This is a genomic window from Novosphingobium sp. SG919 (assembly GCF_012932495.1).
Taxonomy (GTDB): Bacteria; Pseudomonadota; Alphaproteobacteria; order Sphingomonadales; family Sphingomonadaceae; genus Novosphingobium; species Novosphingobium rhizosphaerae.
The window spans coordinates 1-18,250 of record NZ_JABCNG010000005.1; the positions used below are offsets into that span (position 1 = coordinate 1).

Sequence of the window (18,250 nt, forward strand, 5' to 3'; positions counted from 1 at the left end):
CGCTGACGTTCTACCAGCGCAAATGGATGCGCTGGCACCATCTTCTCGGCCTGTTCACCGGCTTGTTCGTGCTGACATGGATGCTGAGCGGGTGGTTGTCGATGGACCATGGGCGCCTGTTCTCGCGCGGCCAGGCCACTGCGGGTCAAACAGCGGCCTATGCCGGCGCGCCGCTTGCACCAGGCCTTGCGGGCATGCCATTGGCCGCGCTTCGACATGCCGGCGAATTCCGAGAGATGGACATTGGCATGGTAGGCGGCCAAGTGATAATGACCACTTGGGACAGGACAGGCGCCGCCACTTCGCCGCCTGGGCTTGCAGCCGCCATCGTCAAAGGTGTGCGGGCAGCATGGCCCCAGGGCGGATCGCCACAGTTGCACGCCCTCGCGCCTGATGCATTCTACGCCCAGGCGGAAGGAGCGCCGGACAACGCGCTCATCGTAACCGATCCTGCCGCACGACGGCCCGACTTGATCATAGACGGTCGCGATGGACACCTGCTGACCGTACTCAGCGCGAGCCGCAAACGCTACGCCTGGAGTTACTACGCGCTGCACACCTGGCGGTTTCCCGGTTTGGTTAGGCTGCCTTGGCTGCGCCAGGGCTTGGTTCTGCTGCTCATGCTGGCTGGCTTTACGTTCAGCGTGACCGGCATAGCTGTCGCTTGGCGCCGCCTGCGCCAATCGCTTTGACACTTTGGGAGTTTTGCAAATGAAGGACACACTGTTTCTCATGCGGCCGGGCTTCTTCAATGCCGGGCTGGGCCCTTTCTACTGTGGCGATTCAGCCCCGGTCGAGGGAATGCTAAGCTTCTTCCCGCAGCTGCGCGAAACAATCGATGTGGTCTATGTCGATTTTGAGCGCCCTCGCTTACCGATCGTTGCCTTGGTGGGCGAAGCACACCAGTCGGTGCCGGTACTGGTGCTTGCCGAAGGCCGCACGGCACCACCTGGGGTTGCTGTGCGCACGTTTGCCGAGCGAACCTTTATCAATGATCAGGCGGACATACGGCAGTATCTGTCAGTTCTATGCGATCTCCCGTCGGCTGGTTAGGCCGGAGCTGCGTGGCCGCTTCAGGATAGGTAACGTGCAAAGCGGACAACGACCATCACTTCAAGGGCATGGCATCATCCTCAGCTTGTTGACGGCACCGCCAGACCTGCCCTTTCGGCGGCAGGGTCGACTTACGACGATGCATTCGTCGGTCAGATTCAATGCTTCGAGCCAGTTGCCCCGTAGCCCCTCTTGCGAGACGGTCTTGATGGTCTCGCGCTTCGGTCGGGGCAGGCCGCTCTCGAAGACATGAAGCTCATTCGCAACGAACATTTGTCGGTGATGGTCAAATAGCACTGCGCTATCATGCTTGATGACATTGACCGCCATCTGCAGCCGCTCCAGCCTCGGCTTGTCGATAGGCCAACCTTTCTCTGCAAGTTAGCCATAGCCGACCGGCCGTGTCGCGCGGACGAATGGCTGATTTCCGCAAAGGCTGACGTTCAGATAAACGACGCTGAATGTCTTGAGCTGGTCGGCAGCGGACCTGCGAGTCCGGCCGGCCGGCTGGTGTTTGCCGCCCTAATACCGGTCGTTCAGGGATCCAGTCCGGTGCGTCGGAACCCGTCGTTCGTTCACCGTCGCCAGGGGGCTCTTGGATGACGAGGGCTGGGACGTTTCTGCCGTTCCAGGGCAATAGGTCGAAGGGCAGGTACCTCCAATCCGCCGTATTTGGCCTTCAGCTTGTAGAACGTCGCCGTGCTCAGCCCGTGCTTGCGGCAAACCTCGACAGTTGGCAACCCGGTCTCCTGCTCCTTGATCATCCCGATAATCTGCGCCTCGGTGAAACGGCTCTTCCTCATACGTCTGCTCCTTCCAGTGGCAGACTCTACATCAGATTGAGGGATCTTTCGGGGGGGCAGGTCAGCAGGTGCGCAGTGCTTGTCAATTGATAGCGCTACACCTGCCGTTGACAGTTCAGGGCAAGGATATGCCCGCTTCCGCGCATCGCTTCCATCCGCATAACAGACCTTGCGCGGTGGCAAACGAGGATCTGGGTTTTTAGGCATATCCGATGAGTTCCGCCTGTGCAGGCTACAAAATCTATTAACGGCCTTGTCGCTACGCTCGCGCTGAAGCAAAAGCCGAGGGCGACAAGCGGGGCAGCACCAATGGACTCTCACGTCGAGATATTGACATCTGTCGAAGCAATTGAATCTTTTGTTGCGGGCTTGGCGCCGCCAAAGGCGGGCTCCGTTCGTGTCTTCCGCGGCCAAGCGAAAGACTATGGCACGCTGATTCCGAGCAGTTTGAGAACTGCCGCGGCCGCGCGCGGCCGCGCCATTTGGCGCGCCTACGCTCATCACCTTACCGAAGATATCTGGCGAGATGATCCGGTCCAGAAGGGCTTTATCGAGCGGCCGAACCATCCCTTCCACATCGAAGGGGTTCGCGGCATTCCCAATGCCGAAAAGCACAAAGTGAATGAGATCTGGGGTCAGGCAGTCGTTCAGCACTACGGCCCCGGTGCCCCCTTTCTCGACGTTACGACATCTCTTGAGATCGCTCTCTGGTTTGCGACCCACCATTTCGAGCAAGGCGAATGCCCCCCGACTGTGCCCGAGAGCTTTGCCGATGGCGATTGGCGGCGATATTCGGGGCCATATACAAGCGGCTACATTTACGTGCTCGACGCGCCGAAGTGGAAGTCTGCGGATATACTGACGCCGGGTATGCTGGTCGATCTCCTCGACGCGCCGAAGATCTTCCATAGTCCGCGCATCCTCGCTCAGGCGGCATGCCTGATATATGCAAGCGAAACTGAGCGCGATCTGTGGTCGGAAGCGCTTGGCCTTCGGGTGGCTATGCGTAAGTTCGAGCTTTTGACACCGCCAAGGTCAAGAGAATATTACGACCTTTTCCCGGGGCCAGAGATCGACGACTGGTACGATCGCCTTCTCAGCACTCCATTCATTCCCCGGATCGAAGCAGCAAGTGAGACGTCGAAAGGCGAGTTGCAAGCGTCCCTTCCAGTAACGCTCTACGTACCCCGCGATGATGAGGCCGAGGCCTTGGGAAAGCGGATGGATACGGTGAAGCCGCCATTGCTTTACCCCGGGTTTCGCAATTTCGTGGATGAAGCCAAGTACGCCGCGATGATCCCGCACTGCCCGATCGATCTCATGCTGAACCCAGTGCCGATCCTCCTCGAGGGGCCTGTCATCTACAGTACCCCGCAGTTGGAAGCGAACATATGGCACAAGGGCTTGCTCGCGACGGATCGTCCTGTTGATGTGCCTGCGCTCGAATTTGACGGAGCGGAGGTAACCGCTCCCGTCACCAACGTCTTTTTCGAGTTCAGCCCGCTCGAATATTGTAAATGGCATTGCGCAGACCGGATCGAAGTCCCGCGCGGCGTGTGGATCATGGACGATCAGCTCTTCCTCTATGTGACCTTCTACATTGGCGTCAGCCGCGTTGGAGAAGAAGAGCATGGCGTCACCGCCATCGGACCCTGGCAGATCGCCTATTCCGATTTCGACCAGCAGTTCATTTGGAAGGGGACCGAGGATGACGAGTGGTTCGGCGACCATGATCAGCCGCTATTCAAGCTGCTCTTCGTTTGCCTCGAAATGTTGCGGATGCTGTCGCCAGCGCCCAAGCCGCTCGCACTTCCGCTCTTCATGGAGCCCCTTGGCGACGAAATCATTCACACCGTAATGGGGGTTCGCAATCTCCTTTCCTTAAAGCGAGCCAGCTTCGGCCACCACTTCCTGTTAAGCCTCACCGGAAGTAACGAACCCTATCTCGGCATGTTCACCGATTTGAGCAAATCGCGAACACCGATTGGTTTGCTGAAGGTAGTCCAGCCCGGCGCGCACCTCTTTCCCGACGTTTTTCCGCATGTACTTCGCCAAACGGTGCAAAAAGCACAGGAAGAGGGCTATCCGTTCACATTCCCGATGCGCGAATAGAATAGATCCGCGCGGATCCGGCGTTTCTGCCCAAAAATAATACGACCGACAATGTCTGGACGATTGCTTGATGATATCCACAGTGCAAATCGATAAATGGCGCGATGCTGTGGCGATGTATTTTGCTTATGCGTCGCCATGCCCCGTGTTCTGCAATGAACGAGAATCGAGCTGCGAAGCCGCAGATGATCATTGGATTTGAAGCATCTTCTTTCCAGAAGAAACGCTGCGCAGAGATGACCAATCGATCCGGTGGCTTTAGAATCAACATTTTCGCCGCTGGTAATGCGCAATATTCGGCCTAATTCGCGAGACAAATCCCCGTGAGTGCCGCCAGCGAGATTGCCTTGACCTGAACAGGAACGGCCCGCAATCTAGCGCTCGCGGAGATGGGCAGAATCGGCGCTTTCGTCGGAGGGAACCGCTTTGGCAGAGATCGTACAGAGCAATGTTCTGAGCGAACAACTACGCAAGTCGCAGCTTGCAGGCGATTTGCTCGAAGCGATCGAGGCGCGTCGGGCCGATAATGTGTCCGATGCAAATCGGATGTTCAATCCCGACGGCCCTATAAAGGTCATCATCGAAGCCAATGCGCGTACGCCGGGCGGCGTGAACTTTGCTCGGCTGGCCATCGCGCACGAGTTGTTCGTCCTCGTTCATTCGGATGTCGAGCGAACGCCTCCAGAAGCGTTTCGCCTGAGAAACCCATTCACACTCCCGCCAGGCGCTCGGATCGACGGCCATGCCTATCTCGCAGACGGCGACACTGTTGATTTCGTCAATTCTTTTTGGACCGATCAATATCTGTTCGCCTGTCTATCGGAGAAGGCGATCGCGGCGCTGTCGACGCTTCGCATCGTAGTGGGCGACAAGACCTATCCGCTGGTCCACAAGATCTGGCTTAACCATGCCGTCGGCCGGTTCGTGTTCGAGTCCGGTAGGACGGTCAAATGCGATGCGGCACGCGCTGCATTCTCCGCAGCCGGCAACGGCATTGTCTGGGCGGTCGCCGACACCGGGATCGACGGCAGTCATTTCCATTTCCAACAGCACGAGACGCTGCAGCTGCCCGACGGGCTCCAGCATATGGATTTTACCGGCGCTGGCAGTCCGCTCGTCGATACCGATGGCCATGGCACGCATGTCGCAGCGATCATTGCTGGCGAGACCATTAAGCGACCTGCAGGCTCGACCGAACCAACGCAGCCCGCGCAGATCGTTGTCCAGCAGAAGGTGCGTACTTCTGATACCCAGATCGACGATGTCAGCGATTTATCGAGAACCGTGATCTCGGGCGTCGCACCTGAATGCAAGCTTGTCAGTCTAAAGGTCCTCCAGGACGGTCAGACCGGAGACGTCGCGACCCTGCTCGCGGCAATCGGCTATTTGCAGAGTGCGAATAACGACGGCCGTAACCTGCGCATCCACGGCCTCAATCTTAGCCTTGGCTACACGTTCGACGCGCGCTGGTTCGCAGCCGGACAGAGTCCCCTGTGCGTGGAGGTCGACCGACTCGTCCGAAGCGGCGTCGTTGTCGTCGTCGCTGCCGGCAACGGCGGCTATGGGACGGTACAGTCGCTGAGCCTCACGACCGAGCGCGCCTCTCATCTCGCGACCATCTCCGACCCCGGCAATGCCGATCTCGCGATCACGGTCGGATCGACCCATCGCGACAGTCCGCACACCTACGGCATCTCTTATTTCTCCTCCAAAGGGCCGACCGCCGACGGGCGGATGAAGCCTGACCTTGTAGCGCCGGGAGAACGGATCGTTTCCGCGATGGTGAGCGATCCCGCGCAGCCCGACGTCGCACTGTTTCACGAGGACACCGGCACCAGCATGGCAGCACCGCATGTGTCTGGCGCGATCGCCGCCTTCCTTTCGGTTCGCCGCGAGTTCAAAGGCCGGCCCGATGCGGTGAAGCAAATCTTTATCGACAGCGCGACCGATCTCAAGCGACGGCCCGAATTCCAAGGTGCGGGCCTGATCGACGTCATGCGCGCCCTACAATCCGTTTAGGAAAGAAACGATGCAACTCGGCCCCTCCCCATTTGAATGGCTCGAATTTGACAAGAACGCGCGGTGCAAAGACCTCAACGTCGCCGCTAGGCTGCAAGCACTGCTCAGTCCCGAAATCAAGGATTTGGTCGTCATCTCGCACGGCTGGAACAACGACCTTCCCGACGCCGAGCAGCTCTATGCGACGCTTTGGCAGAATGCGGCGGACGAGCTGATTAAGCGCGGCCGTGATCCGGCGAGCTTCGCCGTGGTCGGCATTCTCTGGCCAGCCAAGGCCTACGACGCCATTTACGATGGGGCTGGGGAGCTAGTCAAAGAGAACCAGAAAGGTGGCACCATGGCGGTAGTGGACCGGCCAGAGCGGGCAAATTTCGACGTGCCTGTCGAACATCTTGAGGCGATGATTGCACAGGTTCGCGCATTTGCCGACGATCCGGAGTTCGATAAGGTCGCAGATGCCGCCCGTGCCGCGGCTGCAACCCCTGAAAAGCGAGACGAGTCCGCCGCCTATGAGTTTTTCAGAGCGGCCATGGCATCCCTCGACCTCCAGCCGGACCATGCCGACCCGGAACTCACGCAGGACGCGAGCATCTTTCGGAGGTCCGCGACGATCAGCGACGCAAATGATCTATTGCTGAGTTTCGGCGCGCCGCTCGCCCTTGAGGTATCCCCTGGCGTGGGTGCCGCACAGGGACTCGGCGATGTCCTTCGTGGTACCTTCCAAGGCGCACGAAGCGGTGTCGTCTGGGCGCTCAACAAGCTGACCTATTACACGATGAAGAAGCGCGCCGGAACCGTCGGTGATAGCGTCGCAGATCTGATTGGCAGCCTTCAGCCCCAGGGTGACGTTCGCCTGCACTTCGTCGGTCACAGCTTCGGGGCGCGTCTCGTGACGGCGGCGGGAACGCGTCTCGTGCCGCCTTCGCATATGACGTTCCGCAGCGTGACGCTGTTGCAGGGCGCCTATTCGCACAATGGCCTTACGGCCGGCAAAGGCCCCTTCTCGGCACTCGTCGGTAAGCCGTCCGGCCCGATCTCCTTCAGTCACACGCACAACGACCAGGCGACGACAATCGCCTACCCGCTGGCCTCACGGCTCAGCGGGGACGCAACCAAGAGCCTAGGCGATGCGAATGACATCTTCGGCGCGATGGGCGCCAACGGCCCGCAGATGACCGGCGACATGATGGCGCCGGATTGTGACACGACCGATTTCCATCCTGTGCCCGGCAAGATCAACCGCTTCCTCGCCGACACCTATGTGGTCAAGACGGAGCATGTCGACGCCCACAACAACGTGACGAACGTCGATTGCGGTCGTTTGGTTGCCGCGACCATGACAGTCTAGGCAACACACCCGAGCGAGCGATCGACTGATCTGACATGCCGTTAGCGATGAGCGGTTGGTCACGACTACCTCCGGAGCGCGATCATCAATCGACCATCTTAGCTCGCAGGCTCGTAATTCGCACACGATCGCGGATCGGGGGTTGGGATCTCCGCTCAGGGAATCAGCCTTCTTTACCGGAGACCGATCGTCCGCACCACTCGGACCGTCTACCGGTTTACGATAGGCGCGGCACCAAGGCGGTCGCTTGAACATCATGCACCGTGGTCGGGTCACGACACCCGTACCCGTGAAGAAGCGCTTCAGGAGCGTGGCTCCATCAATTGCGCGGTGTTCCATGATTTGAGCGGCCGCTTTTAGGCACGATGAAATATCAGTCAAACGGCGGCAAATGGCGCGTCGCCGACCGGCTGCCCGTCCAATTGACGAAGGACCAGTTTCGGCGCCAAGCCGTCGTTCCGGCGCCCGCACTGTAATGTCTTGAGTTGGTCGCGAGCCGCCGATTTGAGCACCGACCTGTCCTTCGCCATGATCGCCTTAATAGCCGTCGTTGGGGCGCCTGAGTTGGTACGCCGGAAGCGGCCGCTCGTTTATCTATGCCGTTAGGCTCGTGAATAGCGTGGGCTGGTGGGAAGCGGACGTGTCGATGGCTTGCAATCTCGGCTAAACGTGGCCTCCGTCGAGTTCGCGATAGCGCGACCTAGCCTCCCTTTCTGCCTCGTCCATAGAGCCAAACACCCCCGTTTCTAGCGATCCGGGCTGCCAGAAATCCTCTTCACGTTCGGTGACATATTCCAGCTCATCCACGTAGAAGCAAAACAAGCCATCGCTTCGCTGGCAGATGGCAATGACAACGCGACCGTCGCTACTCGCAATCGTTCGGACCTCGCGGTGCCGCTGCGACCGGTAAACCCACCAATGTTCTTCCCGACGATCAACTTTCATGACACCAGCCTCAATAGTTCCTTCAATGTCCGCAAGTGGGCGCGAGCCGCTGATATGACCATCGCATTGCCAGTTGCGGCGATCGCCCCAAAAGACGACGTTTACGAAGCCAATACCGCCCTTCCGGAGCGGGCATTCATTCATCGGGGTATCCATTCGGCCTGCGGCCATCTGGCCGGAGGCCGGTCTTTACCGGAGCGGCAGGAACAAATCGGTGATCGCTTCATGCTCGGGAACGTCCGGGAAGAAACGGACCCGCTGGGCATAGATCGGAAAGTCCCGCAGTTCTTCTCCGCTGACAGGCAGCCAGTCGCGATAGAGGAATTCAGCCGCCGGGCGCAGATCGTCGCTGCTGCCGATCACACGCAGAACCGCGCAGCGCCCGCCCGGTATAGTGCCCGCCTCGATGCCTGCGTCGACGGCGGTCAACGGGCGGCGGATTTCGGTGGCGAGGGCAAGGTGATAGGCGTCTGGCCCGCTTATCTCGGGATCGGTGTGAAAGATGGTGTAGGTGGCATGATCAGCGGCGCGCACACCATGCCCTTTGCGCCAGGCAATAAAGCGCCGGATCGTTTCGCCAAGCAGTTGGGGCTCGCCATGGTGGCTCATGAAGGCGATGTTGGTTTCGAGCACCTCGCGCAGGGTTACATCTTCGCTCGAGAACTGCTGGGTCATGATTTGGCTCCTTGCTCGGGATAGCTGCGCCATTGCCGCTTCCCATGCCGCCCAGTCTGGTTGTTCCCGAAAGGCCAATGGCGCCTGGCCTATGCGCTGGCGAAAGGCGCGGGCGAAACTGTCGGGCGCCTCATAACCGGCGTCGAACGCGATGTCGGTCACGGTATCGGCACGAAAGGCCAATCGCGAAGCGGCCCGTTTCATGCGCGCCATTTGCACATAGCGGTGGAGCGACATGCCGAATATGGCGCTGAACTGCCGGTGAAAATGATAAGGCGAAAAGGCCGCAACCCCGCTCAACACGTCAAGCCCCAGATCGTCACCGAGATGATGGTGAATATGATCAATCACCCGCTGCATCCGCAGCAGATATCGGGCCTGGGTTGTGTCGGCGGCGGACATCGGGAATTTCCATACTGACGGCACCGGCATTTAGCCAAGCACGCATAGTTCCCGCTCGACCGTTCTTGCGCATATATCATCGCGTTGGCTGGCTTGGTGATTGCCGCCGCGATAGCCGCCGTTCAAGCGCCTGAACTCGTACGCCGGAAGCGGTCGTTTGTTTATCGATGTCGCTGACTCCAGGAATGGCCTGGGTTGGTGGGAAGCTGCCGTTGGTTAGGCGTCATCCTGCGCGTATCGTATGAGACGCTCGCAGCGCTCTCGCTCTGTTGCCGATGCACCTTCTACGCTCGCGGCATAGTCCTCAATAAAATTGCGAGCGATGAACGACTCTAGGAAGTAGTCATATTGCCTGCCATGGAAAGTCACCGGTTCTGCACTATTGCCTTGGACGACGACCAAGACCGTATCGGCATCTGGTGACCACGGCGCTACAGCGTAGATAATCAGGTCATCGTCCAAATCAGCCGCGTCGCGAATAAGCTCGATAAGCCGCATCTGGCGGTCCTCCTCGCCCAAGGGTAAACGCGCGTCGCAACGTCCGCAATTGCACTGTAATGGAAAATGCCGCCGCGATACCGGTCGTTCACAGCCACTGGCAGTGCCGTCGAAACCGGTCATAGATTCATCCGGTGCAAATCAGCAACTAATGGCCGATCCCATGGCCTTCCACGACCATACGGGCCGGTGACAATGTTGGGGGGAGCGGACATTCCGAGTCCAAAGACCCGTAGTGCCGAAGCTCGACTTCACGAGCGACTTGCGCTGCGGATCAATTCGTAGACTTTACGCGGACTTTCAATTTTATAGAACTGCATGCCGCTGCCAATTGCCGGAAGCCACCAGCCAAACCCATTCATGCCACCGAATGTCAAAACATTGCTGGACTCGAAGGCCACTGTGCCCGATGCATCTCGGTGCTCTGACAACTCCAGGCGCGGTAAACGGTGAATGTCGAGGGACGTGATTTTCAAACCCCGAAGGATCAGGATACGTTGGTCAGTGACCGCGTAAAACAGCATCTTGCGAATGTGCGCATCATGGAAAAAACGCCCTGCAATCAAGTATAGGCCAACTACGAGAAATGGCAGTCCCCACAGTTTGAAAAACCATTCCGGGCTCGCACCAGAATCCCTGTCGAATGGGGCAAACCATACCATCGCGTTCCAGAAAATCGCAAATCCACCCCACATCAGGCTGAATGGGATAAGCATCACATCCCTTCCTCCCAGCACCAGCCCCTGCTTGGGCTGACCCGACCAAAGGATGCGTTCGCCTGTGAGAAGATAGGGCTGGAATTGCTGCGATATTTGAAATCCGTCCATCGGCTAACTGGTAGCAATGAATTGGGAAAACGCTAGTCCTGTGCGAGATTTTCCGATGAAGACGGCAGCTTTAGCACCGTGTCCGGAACGCCGGGTTTTTGCGCGCGGATGGCGATAGCCGCCGCCCGCGTCCCGGCGCCAAGCGCGGCGACTGCCACTCTCATATCGGGCCTGGGTTGTGTCGGCGGCGGACATCGGGAACTTCCTTACTGACGGCAACGGCATTTAGCCAAGCACGCATGGTTCCCGCTCGACCGCTTTTGCGCATACATCGTCGCCTTGGCTGGCTCGGTGATTGTCGCCTTCAAAGGAGACGTTGCAGGGCCTGGAGGCCGAGCACGAAACCGCTCCTTCGTTCATCTTCTGGGGATAGGCGGCGAACGGCGGGTGACAGTGCTGCCGTATGCATAGCCGATCGGCGGCAATGGCGGGGGGAGCGGACGGCGCTGGTTCCCTGTCGAAATATTGAATATGCTCATTCGATGTTCGACACATTGCCCTATGTGAGACCAGCGCTCATAGCTGCGGCTTCTGCACTATTGATCTCTGCTACACCACCGTCGCAGGAGCCAGGAACCGGAGTGCTCTGTCTCGGCAGTTTCATCTACTTCGCAGAGAAAACAGGCCAGGAATGCCGGGCCGGGCAAGATCCCGAATTTCAGGCCAGAATCGCGAGCTATGCGCGTAGATTCGATGATTACATCATTCGCAACTCGGGCGGGGATCCAGCGGTGCTCGCGAAATTCAAGGGCAGTCAGAACCTGACAAGCGCAGATCATAGCTATATCTGCGAAGGCGACGTTGGCTCTAGTTACGATCACATGAAAGCAATGAAAGTGGAAGTGCTCGATAAGGCGGTTGATGATCTTCTCGCTCGCGACGGACCACCTAGCTTCGGAGACTGTGTTTAAGCACAGGTAAATGTCCGCAACCGCGTCGCTACGCGACAACTGCTTCGTTATCGTCCAGCCCTGACCGCCCATGGCGTAATGCCTGACGGATCGCAGATCGGACTTGGACGCGCAGGTAATCGACGCGATGCTCGTCTGGCGCAACTGCACCTAACGTCGCGATTTTCTCGACGGTGGCGTCTTCCCACTCCTGATAGGTCCAATGATTTTTGCTCATCGCCCCATAATGATCCGCAGCGGCGATGTCCGCAACTGCGGCGCGACCGGATAGACCGATTATGACGCAGGGAGGGAGATAGTCGCCGCCGGCACGCTGGTGCTCGGGCCGACGATGCCGCCGCAATTCCTGCCATTCCCGAGGCCGGAGGCCGACAACGAAACTGCACCTTCGTTCATCTCGACGAGAAATGGGGCGTTTCAGCCAACAGCAGGGGATCGCATGCGATCCCCTGCCTCACCTCAGAAGCGCAAAGTGCCTTCAACGCCATAGGTTCTGGGTAGCGCCCGAACCAGGTAGCCCGCCCCGGTAATACCTTCGTTGGGATAGCCGCCCGGGAAATAGAGCTTGTTCGACAGGTTCTTGCCCCACAGCGAAAGCGTATAGCGATCCGTCACGAAGCTGATGCGGCTGTTGAACACCCAGTAATCGCCTTCGCCGTTCGTGTAGGCGCCCGTCGCGAGATTCTTGAGTACACCACGGCTGTAGTCCTTGAACGAGTCATAGTAGAAACGCCCGGTATAGGCGGCATCGCCATGAAGCTTGATCTTACCACCCGCAAGATCCGCCGCATCCCAGTCGAAGCCAAGGTTGATCGAGGACTTCGGCGCATAGGGGAAGGGATTGCCGCCCACGCTGACACTGCCCGCGCCGGACTGCACGCAGGATCCTTTCTGCGCCGGGAACAGCCCGCTCAGGTTCAGCGCCGCACAAGTCGCCTGGTCGAAGCCCTTGTACTTGCTGTCTAGCAGACCGAGCGATGCGCTCAGCGTCAGACGGTCGGTTGCCGCAAACTGGACATCCAGTTCCAGCCCTTTCATCGTACCGTCGAGCGTGATGATGTTGGCGGTCACGCTCTGGTCGACGACCTGGCTCTGCTGGTTTTTGTAGTCGTAATAGAAAAAGCTGCCGTTGATTTGCAGCCGGTTGTCAAGGAACCGGGTCTTGAACCCGATCTCATAGGCGTTCACTTCCTCCGGCTTGACAAAATAGACCTGTGGCGAACTGATATAGGCCAGGCCATTGAACGTTCCGGCGCGATAGCCGCGGCTGTAGCTGGCATAGAGCATGACACCGTCCACCGGTTTCCAGTCGAGGATGGCGCGGCCCGAGACGCGGCTGGTCTTGCCGTCCTTGTTCACGCCGCCCGGTATCGCACCCCCGGTGGCCGGGATCGCCACGTTGCCGGCTTCGTCATAAACTGGCGACAGGAAATAGGGCGAACCATAAGCCGAGACGGCGAGCATCCGTGGGTTACCGGCGTCGTCGTAATACGTGGTGAGACCATCGCGGTATTTGGTCGTGTCGGTCGTGTAGCGCAGACCTGCGGTGAATTTCACGGTCGGGGTGATTTCGTAGCTGCCTTCGCCATAGACCGCCCAACTCTCGCGGTTCTGCCTGAAATGCTGCTTGCCGAAAATGCCGGTCGGAAGAGACCCGGCGGACAAACCCTTCCCATTGAAGCCGCCCGCCGGATTGAACCAAGTCGCCGGAAGGCCGACGGCCGCGCGGACGTCGCTGAGCAGGTTGAAGATGTCGATATCGTTGTTCGACGTCACCGTGTCCCAGCCATAATAGGCGCCGGCGATCATCTTGAACGGGCCACTGCTGTAATCGAGCCGGAGATCCTGGTTGAAGGCCTTGAAATCCGAACGGTAGCCGTTCGAGCAGAGACGCAGGGGACCGCTGTCGCAATCGGTCTGCGTCTGGAGATAGAGCCCGGAATCATAGCCGGTGATCGAGGTGAGGTTGAGCTTGTCGGCGAGTTCGGCCTTCACCGTTAGCACCACGCCTTCGGTGCGCGTCTCGGCGCGGCCGATCGTATCCTGATCGATCTGCGTGTCCGACAGGCCCGCCCGGCTATAGCTGCTGGGTAGCAAACCGGCGCCGTTGGCGCCGAGCGCGCGAAACAATGGTGCCAGGATGAAATTGGAGTTCTCATAGTCGAACAGGGACGGATTGGCCTTGTAAGGACCTGCACCGAGCGAGGCAGCCGCGCCCCCGGTCGATTTCGACGCATAGCCCTTTAGCGTGACATCAAGCGTGTCGCTCGGCTTAAAGCGCACAGTCCCACGGAAGGCATATGTTTCATCGCCCCCCGGATCGCGGCCCGTGGCGAAATTCCGACCGGACGCACCACCTGCGGCGGTCTTGTTCAGACCGGCGGGCATCAGGTTGTGGATATAGGGATCCATTTTGACATAAGTGCCGGCGATGCGGATACCGAGCTGGTCCTCGACGGGCGTCAGTTCGATGGCGCCTTCGACGCTCTTGCGGTTAAAATTGCCGTAGCCGGCCGTCAGATAACCATTCGCGCCCTTCAGATCGGGCTTGCGGGTGATGAAGTTGATCGCGCCGCCCGTGGTGTTGCGACCATAGAGCGTGCCCTGCGGGCCGCGTACCACCTCGACCTGAGCCAGGTCATAGAGTTGCTGCCCCTGGCTCGCGCGGAAGGTCTGATAGACCTCGTCGACATAGACGCCGACCGGGGAGGCTGCGCTGGCGCTGAGTTCGGTGCCGACACCGATGCCGCGCAGGGTGAAATTGGGCTGCTGCGAACCGTAAGCCGACGATACCTGAAGATTGGGCATCGAACTGTTGAGGTCTGACGTATCGAACACGCCCTTGCTGGCGAGTTGCGAGGACGAGATGGCCGACACGGCAACGGGAACGTTCTGGAGATTTTCCGACCGCTTGGTCGCGGTGACGACGATTTCCCCCAGCCCTCCGGACGGCGCCTGCTCGTCAGTCGCCTGCTGCGCTAATGCCGGCGTCGCAAGACATACCGCGATGGCAAGAATGCTGATGCCTCCAACCCTGTTCATAGAAAGCTCCCTGATATGGTCACTGCATCTGGGTGCATTCGTGACCCGTTGCGCCTGGACATCAGCATCAGGGGATGTGTGGACCTTCCCGCCCCCCCCGGCTCTGGTGTCAAGGGCCAACCTGAAGGAAATCTGACCCTCTTCTTAGAACCTGTTTGCCGGTTTTTTATGGAGCCAGTTTTACCGTTGCTCGGCATGCATCGCGCGCAGCATGAAGCGCTGGATCTTGCCGCTGGGCGTCTTGGGCAATTCCGGCACGAACGCGATCAGCCGGGGATAGGCATGGGCGGAGAGCCGGTTCCTGACATGCGCCTTGAGGGCATCGGACAGTGCCGGCGATGCCGCGAACCCGGTGTTCAGCACGACGAACGCCTTGACCAGTTCGGTGCGTTCGGGATCGGGCACGCCGATGACGGCAGCCTCCATCACGGCGGGATGCTCGATCAGCGCGCTTTCGACATCGAACGGGCCGATGCGATAGCCCGATGAAGTGATGACATCATCCGCGCGGCCGATGAAGCTGATGCTGCCGTCGGCCTCCCATTCCACGGTATCGCCGGTGCGATAATAGCCATCCCGGATGGCGGGCGTGGGTTGTTGCCAATAGCCGCCGAACCAGAGCAGCGGCGATCGGGCAATGTCGATGGCCAGTTCGCCCGGCTGGTTCGCGCGCCGTTCGTTGCCCTCCTCATCCAGCACCGCCACCCGGTAGCCGGGCATCGTGAACCCGGCCGAACCCGGACGCACCGGGTGCGACAGGCCGTGATGGTTGTTCACGACCATGCCGGTTTCGGTTTGGCCGTAGTGATCGTGCACCGCCACCGCGAGATGTTCGTCGAACCAGCGGATGACTTCGGGATTCAGGGGTTCGCCCGCGCTACTGACGACGCGCAACCTGCCCCTGATCCTCGCTGCCGCATCGGCGCCTTCGGCCATCAGCAGGCGATAGGCGGTAGGCGATCCGGCAAGGTTGGTGATGCCCAGGGCCGCTATAAGGTCATAGGCCGCCTCGGCAGAGAAGGCGCCTTCGTACAGGATGGTTGGCCGGCCCAGCAGCAGCGGGCCGGTGATTCCGTAATAGAGGCCATAGGCCCAGCCCGGATCGGCGATGTTCCAGAAACGGTCCTCCGCCCGCAGGTCGATCGCCCAGCGCATATAGGCACTGATGGCAGGCAGGGCCTTGAGCGGCACGCCCACGCCCTTGGGCAGCCCAGTCGAACCCGATGTGGACATCATCAGGAAGAGATCGTCGCCGGTGCGCATCACCGGCGCGAAATCGGCGGGCATCTCCGCTACTTCGGCGCTGAAGTCGATGTCCCCCGCGGTCAGGAACTCCCCGGGCAAGCAAACGGTCGCGACCGGCGGACATTGCGCGATGCCCGCCAGCTTCGCGCGATTGGCGCTGTCCGTAACGACCAGCACGGCCTTGCTGATACCCAACCGGTGCTCGATGGCCTTGGGACCGAAGGCGGTGAACAGCGGCTGATAGACCGCGCCCGCCCGCCAGACGCCCAGGACCGTGGCAACCAGTTCGGCCCTTCGCGGCAGCAGGCCCGCAACCACATCGCCGGGCTTGACGCCATGCGCCACCAGCATGTTCGCCACTTGCGCCGACAAGTCGCGCAACCGGGCAAAACCGTAGTCCTGTCTTGTGCCGTCCGCCGCCACTGTGATGAGGGCCAGATCGTCGCCATCGGCGTATCGGTCGCAGCATTCCACGCAGGCGTTGATACCGCCCGAAAGACTGCCAGAAAGCCGGGCCCATTCCCGTTCCAAGCAAAATTCTTCAACCGCCTCCCGGTAGCCGGGGGCGGCGACAGATACCGGTGTGCCGGTCATGCCTTCGATCCTCTCCGCAATCATGCCGCAACGATACGGCGCGCCGGTTTTCCAGCCCGCTCCGAGTATTCACTCCGCCGAATAGAGAAAGGCGGCGGCGCGCTTGCGGAACCGTGCATCCGCCGTCGCCATCGCATCCTGAAAGCGAAGTGGCGGCCTTGAAACCGCCGCCACCTGCCATCGCAAACCTGGACGTTATTCGGGTAGCACGTCCCGCGTGATGACCCACAGTTTCTTCGAGAAGGGTCCCTTGGACGTCCATGTGATGTGCATGCCGGAAGACAGGCCGATCGAATCGCCCGCCTTGAAGTTGTGCACCTTGCCGGTGTCCGTCTCCACCACCTCGACTTCGCCTTCGAGCAGCAGGATCGTCTCGTCACCCAGCACGCCGGTATAAGGTGTGACGAGCGTACCTTTCTCGTCCACGTTGGTCCCGGCGATTCCCTTGCCGGAACGCCACACGCCGCTCAACATCGTGCCCGTCGATCCGGCGGAGCGGTTGAAATAGAGCTCGCCGGCGACTTGCGCACCCTCAGCGGGTTCGACGAAATGATACTCCTGCCATTCGTCGGGATTTTCGCTGGTGTGCATGATGAGCAGGTCCTGGGGCGGGTTGGCGGTCGGTTCGCTGCCGTTCCAGATGCACCACCACTTCTTGAACGACGGCCCTTCGATCTCCCACTGCACCTCCAGCCCCTTGGGCGAGTAGATGATCGAGCCGGGGCCGACCTTGTAGCTCTTGCCGGTGGCAATGACGGTGAGAACGGCGGTGCCGTCGATCACGCAGGCGGTCTCATCCCCCAGCGGCGAGGAATAGACGATGGTATGCGACCCATCCGCGGCGGCGCCCGGGGCGGATGGCCCGGTGCGCCAGAACCCGGCCGAGAGCGACCCCGACGTGCCTTCCGGCCGGATTACCACGTATTCGCCGTGCACCTGCGCACCGAAACGCGGTTCGATCCACTCGAACGGCACCCATTTCTCGTTGGGTTCGTTCTGCACGCCACCATGAACCGCGTAACGCGGCGAATCCTGCACTTTCGCGGCCAACTGCGTCGCCATGCGAAATCTCCCTGGAACAAGATTGAACCATCTCAGGCCGACCGTGAAAGCCGCGTATGCCTGCTCAAAGGTCAGCCAGTATCCACTATCAGCGCATTGCGGTCATTGCCCTAGCGCCACCGTCGGTCTTTTCGATAGGGCCAGATGCCGGGCGCGCTGGCCCTAATGCCCGCCCGTTCACGGCGCCACGGACGGCTCTGACGCTTCCGGGAGCAACGGGACGTCCTTGAATACCGCAAAGCTGCTTGGCGTGTTCGGCATGACCGGGAAGTTGAAATCGCACTTGGGGCACGGCTCGGCGAGCACCTTCTGCTCTTCCTGGAGTTCGAACGCCTTGTCCTCGACCAGTCCACAGCAGGGGCAAACGCGCAGCAGGCGCGTGTTGGTAAGCTCGAAATTGGTGATGATGTCTTCCATGATGGCACCGCGCGCGGCCCATTCCTTGGCGTGCTTGTGATAGGTCGCCATGTGCCAGTCCTTGAGCGCCTCGCGGCTCACCCAGAAGCTGACCTCGTTGAACCAGGTGGGGTCTTCGGGATGGACCCACCAGGTCAAATGGAGGAAGCCCGGCAATTTCATGAGATGGGTGCGCGTATCGGCGAAAATGACCTTGAACTTTTCATACCCGTCCGGGCTGGAAAAGCGCACGCGCTGCATGCTGAGATAAATGGACATGGGGTTCTCCGCTCAATGAGTCCAGCCAGACAAGCTGTT

General features: G+C 59.9%; 16 protein-coding genes and 2 pseudogenes. 6 read left to right on the forward strand and 12 right to left on the reverse strand.

Translation table 11 applies throughout. The annotated features are described in order from the left end of the window. Both FHT19_RS17935 and FHT19_RS17940 read left to right on the forward strand, forming a co-directional pair. Positions 1–692 (forward strand): annotated as a pseudogene (locus tag FHT19_RS17935) (PepSY domain-containing protein); the annotation flags it as partial. Between the two features lie 19 nt (positions 693–711). Continuing rightward, positions 712–1,053, forward strand: coding sequence for a DUF3088 domain-containing protein (locus FHT19_RS17940; RefSeq protein WP_169476207.1), 342 nt, complete (start codon positions 712–714; stop codon positions 1,051–1,053). 60 nt (positions 1,054–1,113) lie between these two features. Here FHT19_RS17940 and FHT19_RS17945 read toward each other — a convergent pair whose 3' ends face one another. Continuing rightward, entirely contained in the window at positions 1,114–1,383 is a 270-nt protein-coding gene (locus tag FHT19_RS17945; RefSeq protein ID WP_169476208.1) for a hypothetical protein, read from the reverse strand. A gap of 296 nt (positions 1,384–1,679) precedes the next feature. Next, positions 1,680–1,856, reverse strand: a pseudogene (locus FHT19_RS17950) (transposase); the annotation flags it as partial. Between the two features lie 309 nt (positions 1,857–2,165). Between FHT19_RS17950 and FHT19_RS17955 the strand changes: the two are divergent. Beyond that, positions 2,166–3,968, forward strand: coding sequence for an FRG domain-containing protein (locus FHT19_RS17955; RefSeq protein ID WP_169476209.1), 1,803 nt, complete (start codon positions 2,166–2,168; stop codon positions 3,966–3,968). On the opposite strand, the gene FHT19_RS17960 is transcribed toward FHT19_RS17955, so the two are convergent. Beyond that, positions 3,946–4,239: a hypothetical protein gene (locus tag FHT19_RS17960; protein ID WP_169476210.1), complete on the reverse strand. Its 294-nt coding sequence runs from the start codon at positions 4,237–4,239 to the stop codon at positions 3,946–3,948. The two genes, FHT19_RS17955 and FHT19_RS17960, sit on opposite strands and share 23 nt — an antisense overlap. A gap of 155 nt (positions 4,240–4,394) precedes the next feature. Here FHT19_RS17960 and FHT19_RS17965 point away from each other — a divergent pair, with 155 nt between their 5' ends. Together FHT19_RS17965 and FHT19_RS17970 are read left to right on the forward strand one after the other, a co-directional pair. Continuing rightward, a complete protein-coding gene (locus FHT19_RS17965; RefSeq protein WP_169476211.1) occupies positions 4,395–5,987 on the forward strand; it encodes a S8 family peptidase in 1,593 nt (530 codons plus the stop codon). 10 nt (positions 5,988–5,997) lie between these two features. Continuing rightward, positions 5,998–7,335, forward strand: a complete 1,338-nt coding sequence (locus tag FHT19_RS17970; RefSeq protein ID WP_169476212.1) for a hypothetical protein — start codon at positions 5,998–6,000, stop codon at positions 7,333–7,335. A 663-nt stretch (positions 7,336–7,998) separates the two neighbouring features. Here the strand turns inward: FHT19_RS17970 and FHT19_RS17975 are convergent. From FHT19_RS17975 to FHT19_RS17990, 4 genes are all read right to left on the reverse strand, one after another. Then, complete coding sequence (locus FHT19_RS17975) at positions 7,999–8,436, reverse strand: hypothetical protein (RefSeq protein ID WP_169476213.1); 438 nt, start codon at positions 8,434–8,436, stop codon at positions 7,999–8,001. Between the two features lie 33 nt (positions 8,437–8,469). Further along, positions 8,470–9,357: an AraC family transcriptional regulator gene (locus FHT19_RS17980; RefSeq protein ID WP_211184974.1), complete on the reverse strand. Its 888-nt coding sequence runs from the start codon at positions 9,355–9,357 to the stop codon at positions 8,470–8,472. A gap of 216 nt (positions 9,358–9,573) precedes the next feature. Continuing rightward, complete coding sequence (locus FHT19_RS17985) at positions 9,574–9,978, reverse strand: hypothetical protein (protein WP_169476214.1); 405 nt, start codon at positions 9,976–9,978, stop codon at positions 9,574–9,576. Between the two features lie 128 nt (positions 9,979–10,106). Beyond that, positions 10,107–10,682, reverse strand: a complete 576-nt coding sequence (locus FHT19_RS17990; protein ID WP_169476215.1) for a PH domain-containing protein — start codon at positions 10,680–10,682, stop codon at positions 10,107–10,109. Between the two features lie 482 nt (positions 10,683–11,164). Here FHT19_RS17990 and FHT19_RS17995 point away from each other — a divergent pair, with 482 nt between their 5' ends. Next, positions 11,165–11,593: a hypothetical protein gene (locus tag FHT19_RS17995; RefSeq protein WP_169476216.1), complete on the forward strand. Its 429-nt coding sequence runs from the start codon at positions 11,165–11,167 to the stop codon at positions 11,591–11,593. A gap of 28 nt (positions 11,594–11,621) precedes the next feature. Here the strand turns inward: FHT19_RS17995 and FHT19_RS18000 are convergent, their stop codons facing one another. The 5 genes from FHT19_RS18000 to FHT19_RS18020 form a co-directional block, all read right to left on the reverse strand. Further along, the gene (locus FHT19_RS18000) at positions 11,622–11,810 is read right to left on the reverse strand and encodes a hypothetical protein (protein ID WP_169476217.1); all 189 of its coding nucleotides are present in this window, start codon (positions 11,808–11,810) and stop codon (positions 11,622–11,624) included. 242 nt (positions 11,811–12,052) lie between these two features. Beyond that, positions 12,053–14,635, reverse strand: a complete 2,583-nt coding sequence (locus FHT19_RS18005) for a TonB-dependent receptor (protein WP_168558068.1) — start codon at positions 14,633–14,635, stop codon at positions 12,053–12,055. Between the two features lie 180 nt (positions 14,636–14,815). Further along, a complete protein-coding gene (locus tag FHT19_RS18010) occupies positions 14,816–16,411 on the reverse strand; it encodes an AMP-binding protein (RefSeq protein ID WP_246866360.1) in 1,596 nt (531 codons plus the stop codon). Between the two features lie 258 nt (positions 16,412–16,669). Further along, positions 16,670–17,536 (reverse strand): cupin domain-containing protein, encoded by an 867-nt coding sequence (locus FHT19_RS18015; protein ID WP_168558070.1) that lies wholly within the window; start codon positions 17,534–17,536, stop codon positions 16,670–16,672. Positions 17,537–17,713: 177 nt separating this feature from the next. Next, on the reverse strand, positions 17,714–18,211 hold the full coding sequence (locus FHT19_RS18020; RefSeq protein WP_168558071.1) for an antibiotic biosynthesis monooxygenase: 498 nt from the start codon (positions 18,209–18,211) through the stop codon (positions 17,714–17,716). Positions 18,212–18,250: the final 39 nt, after the last annotated feature.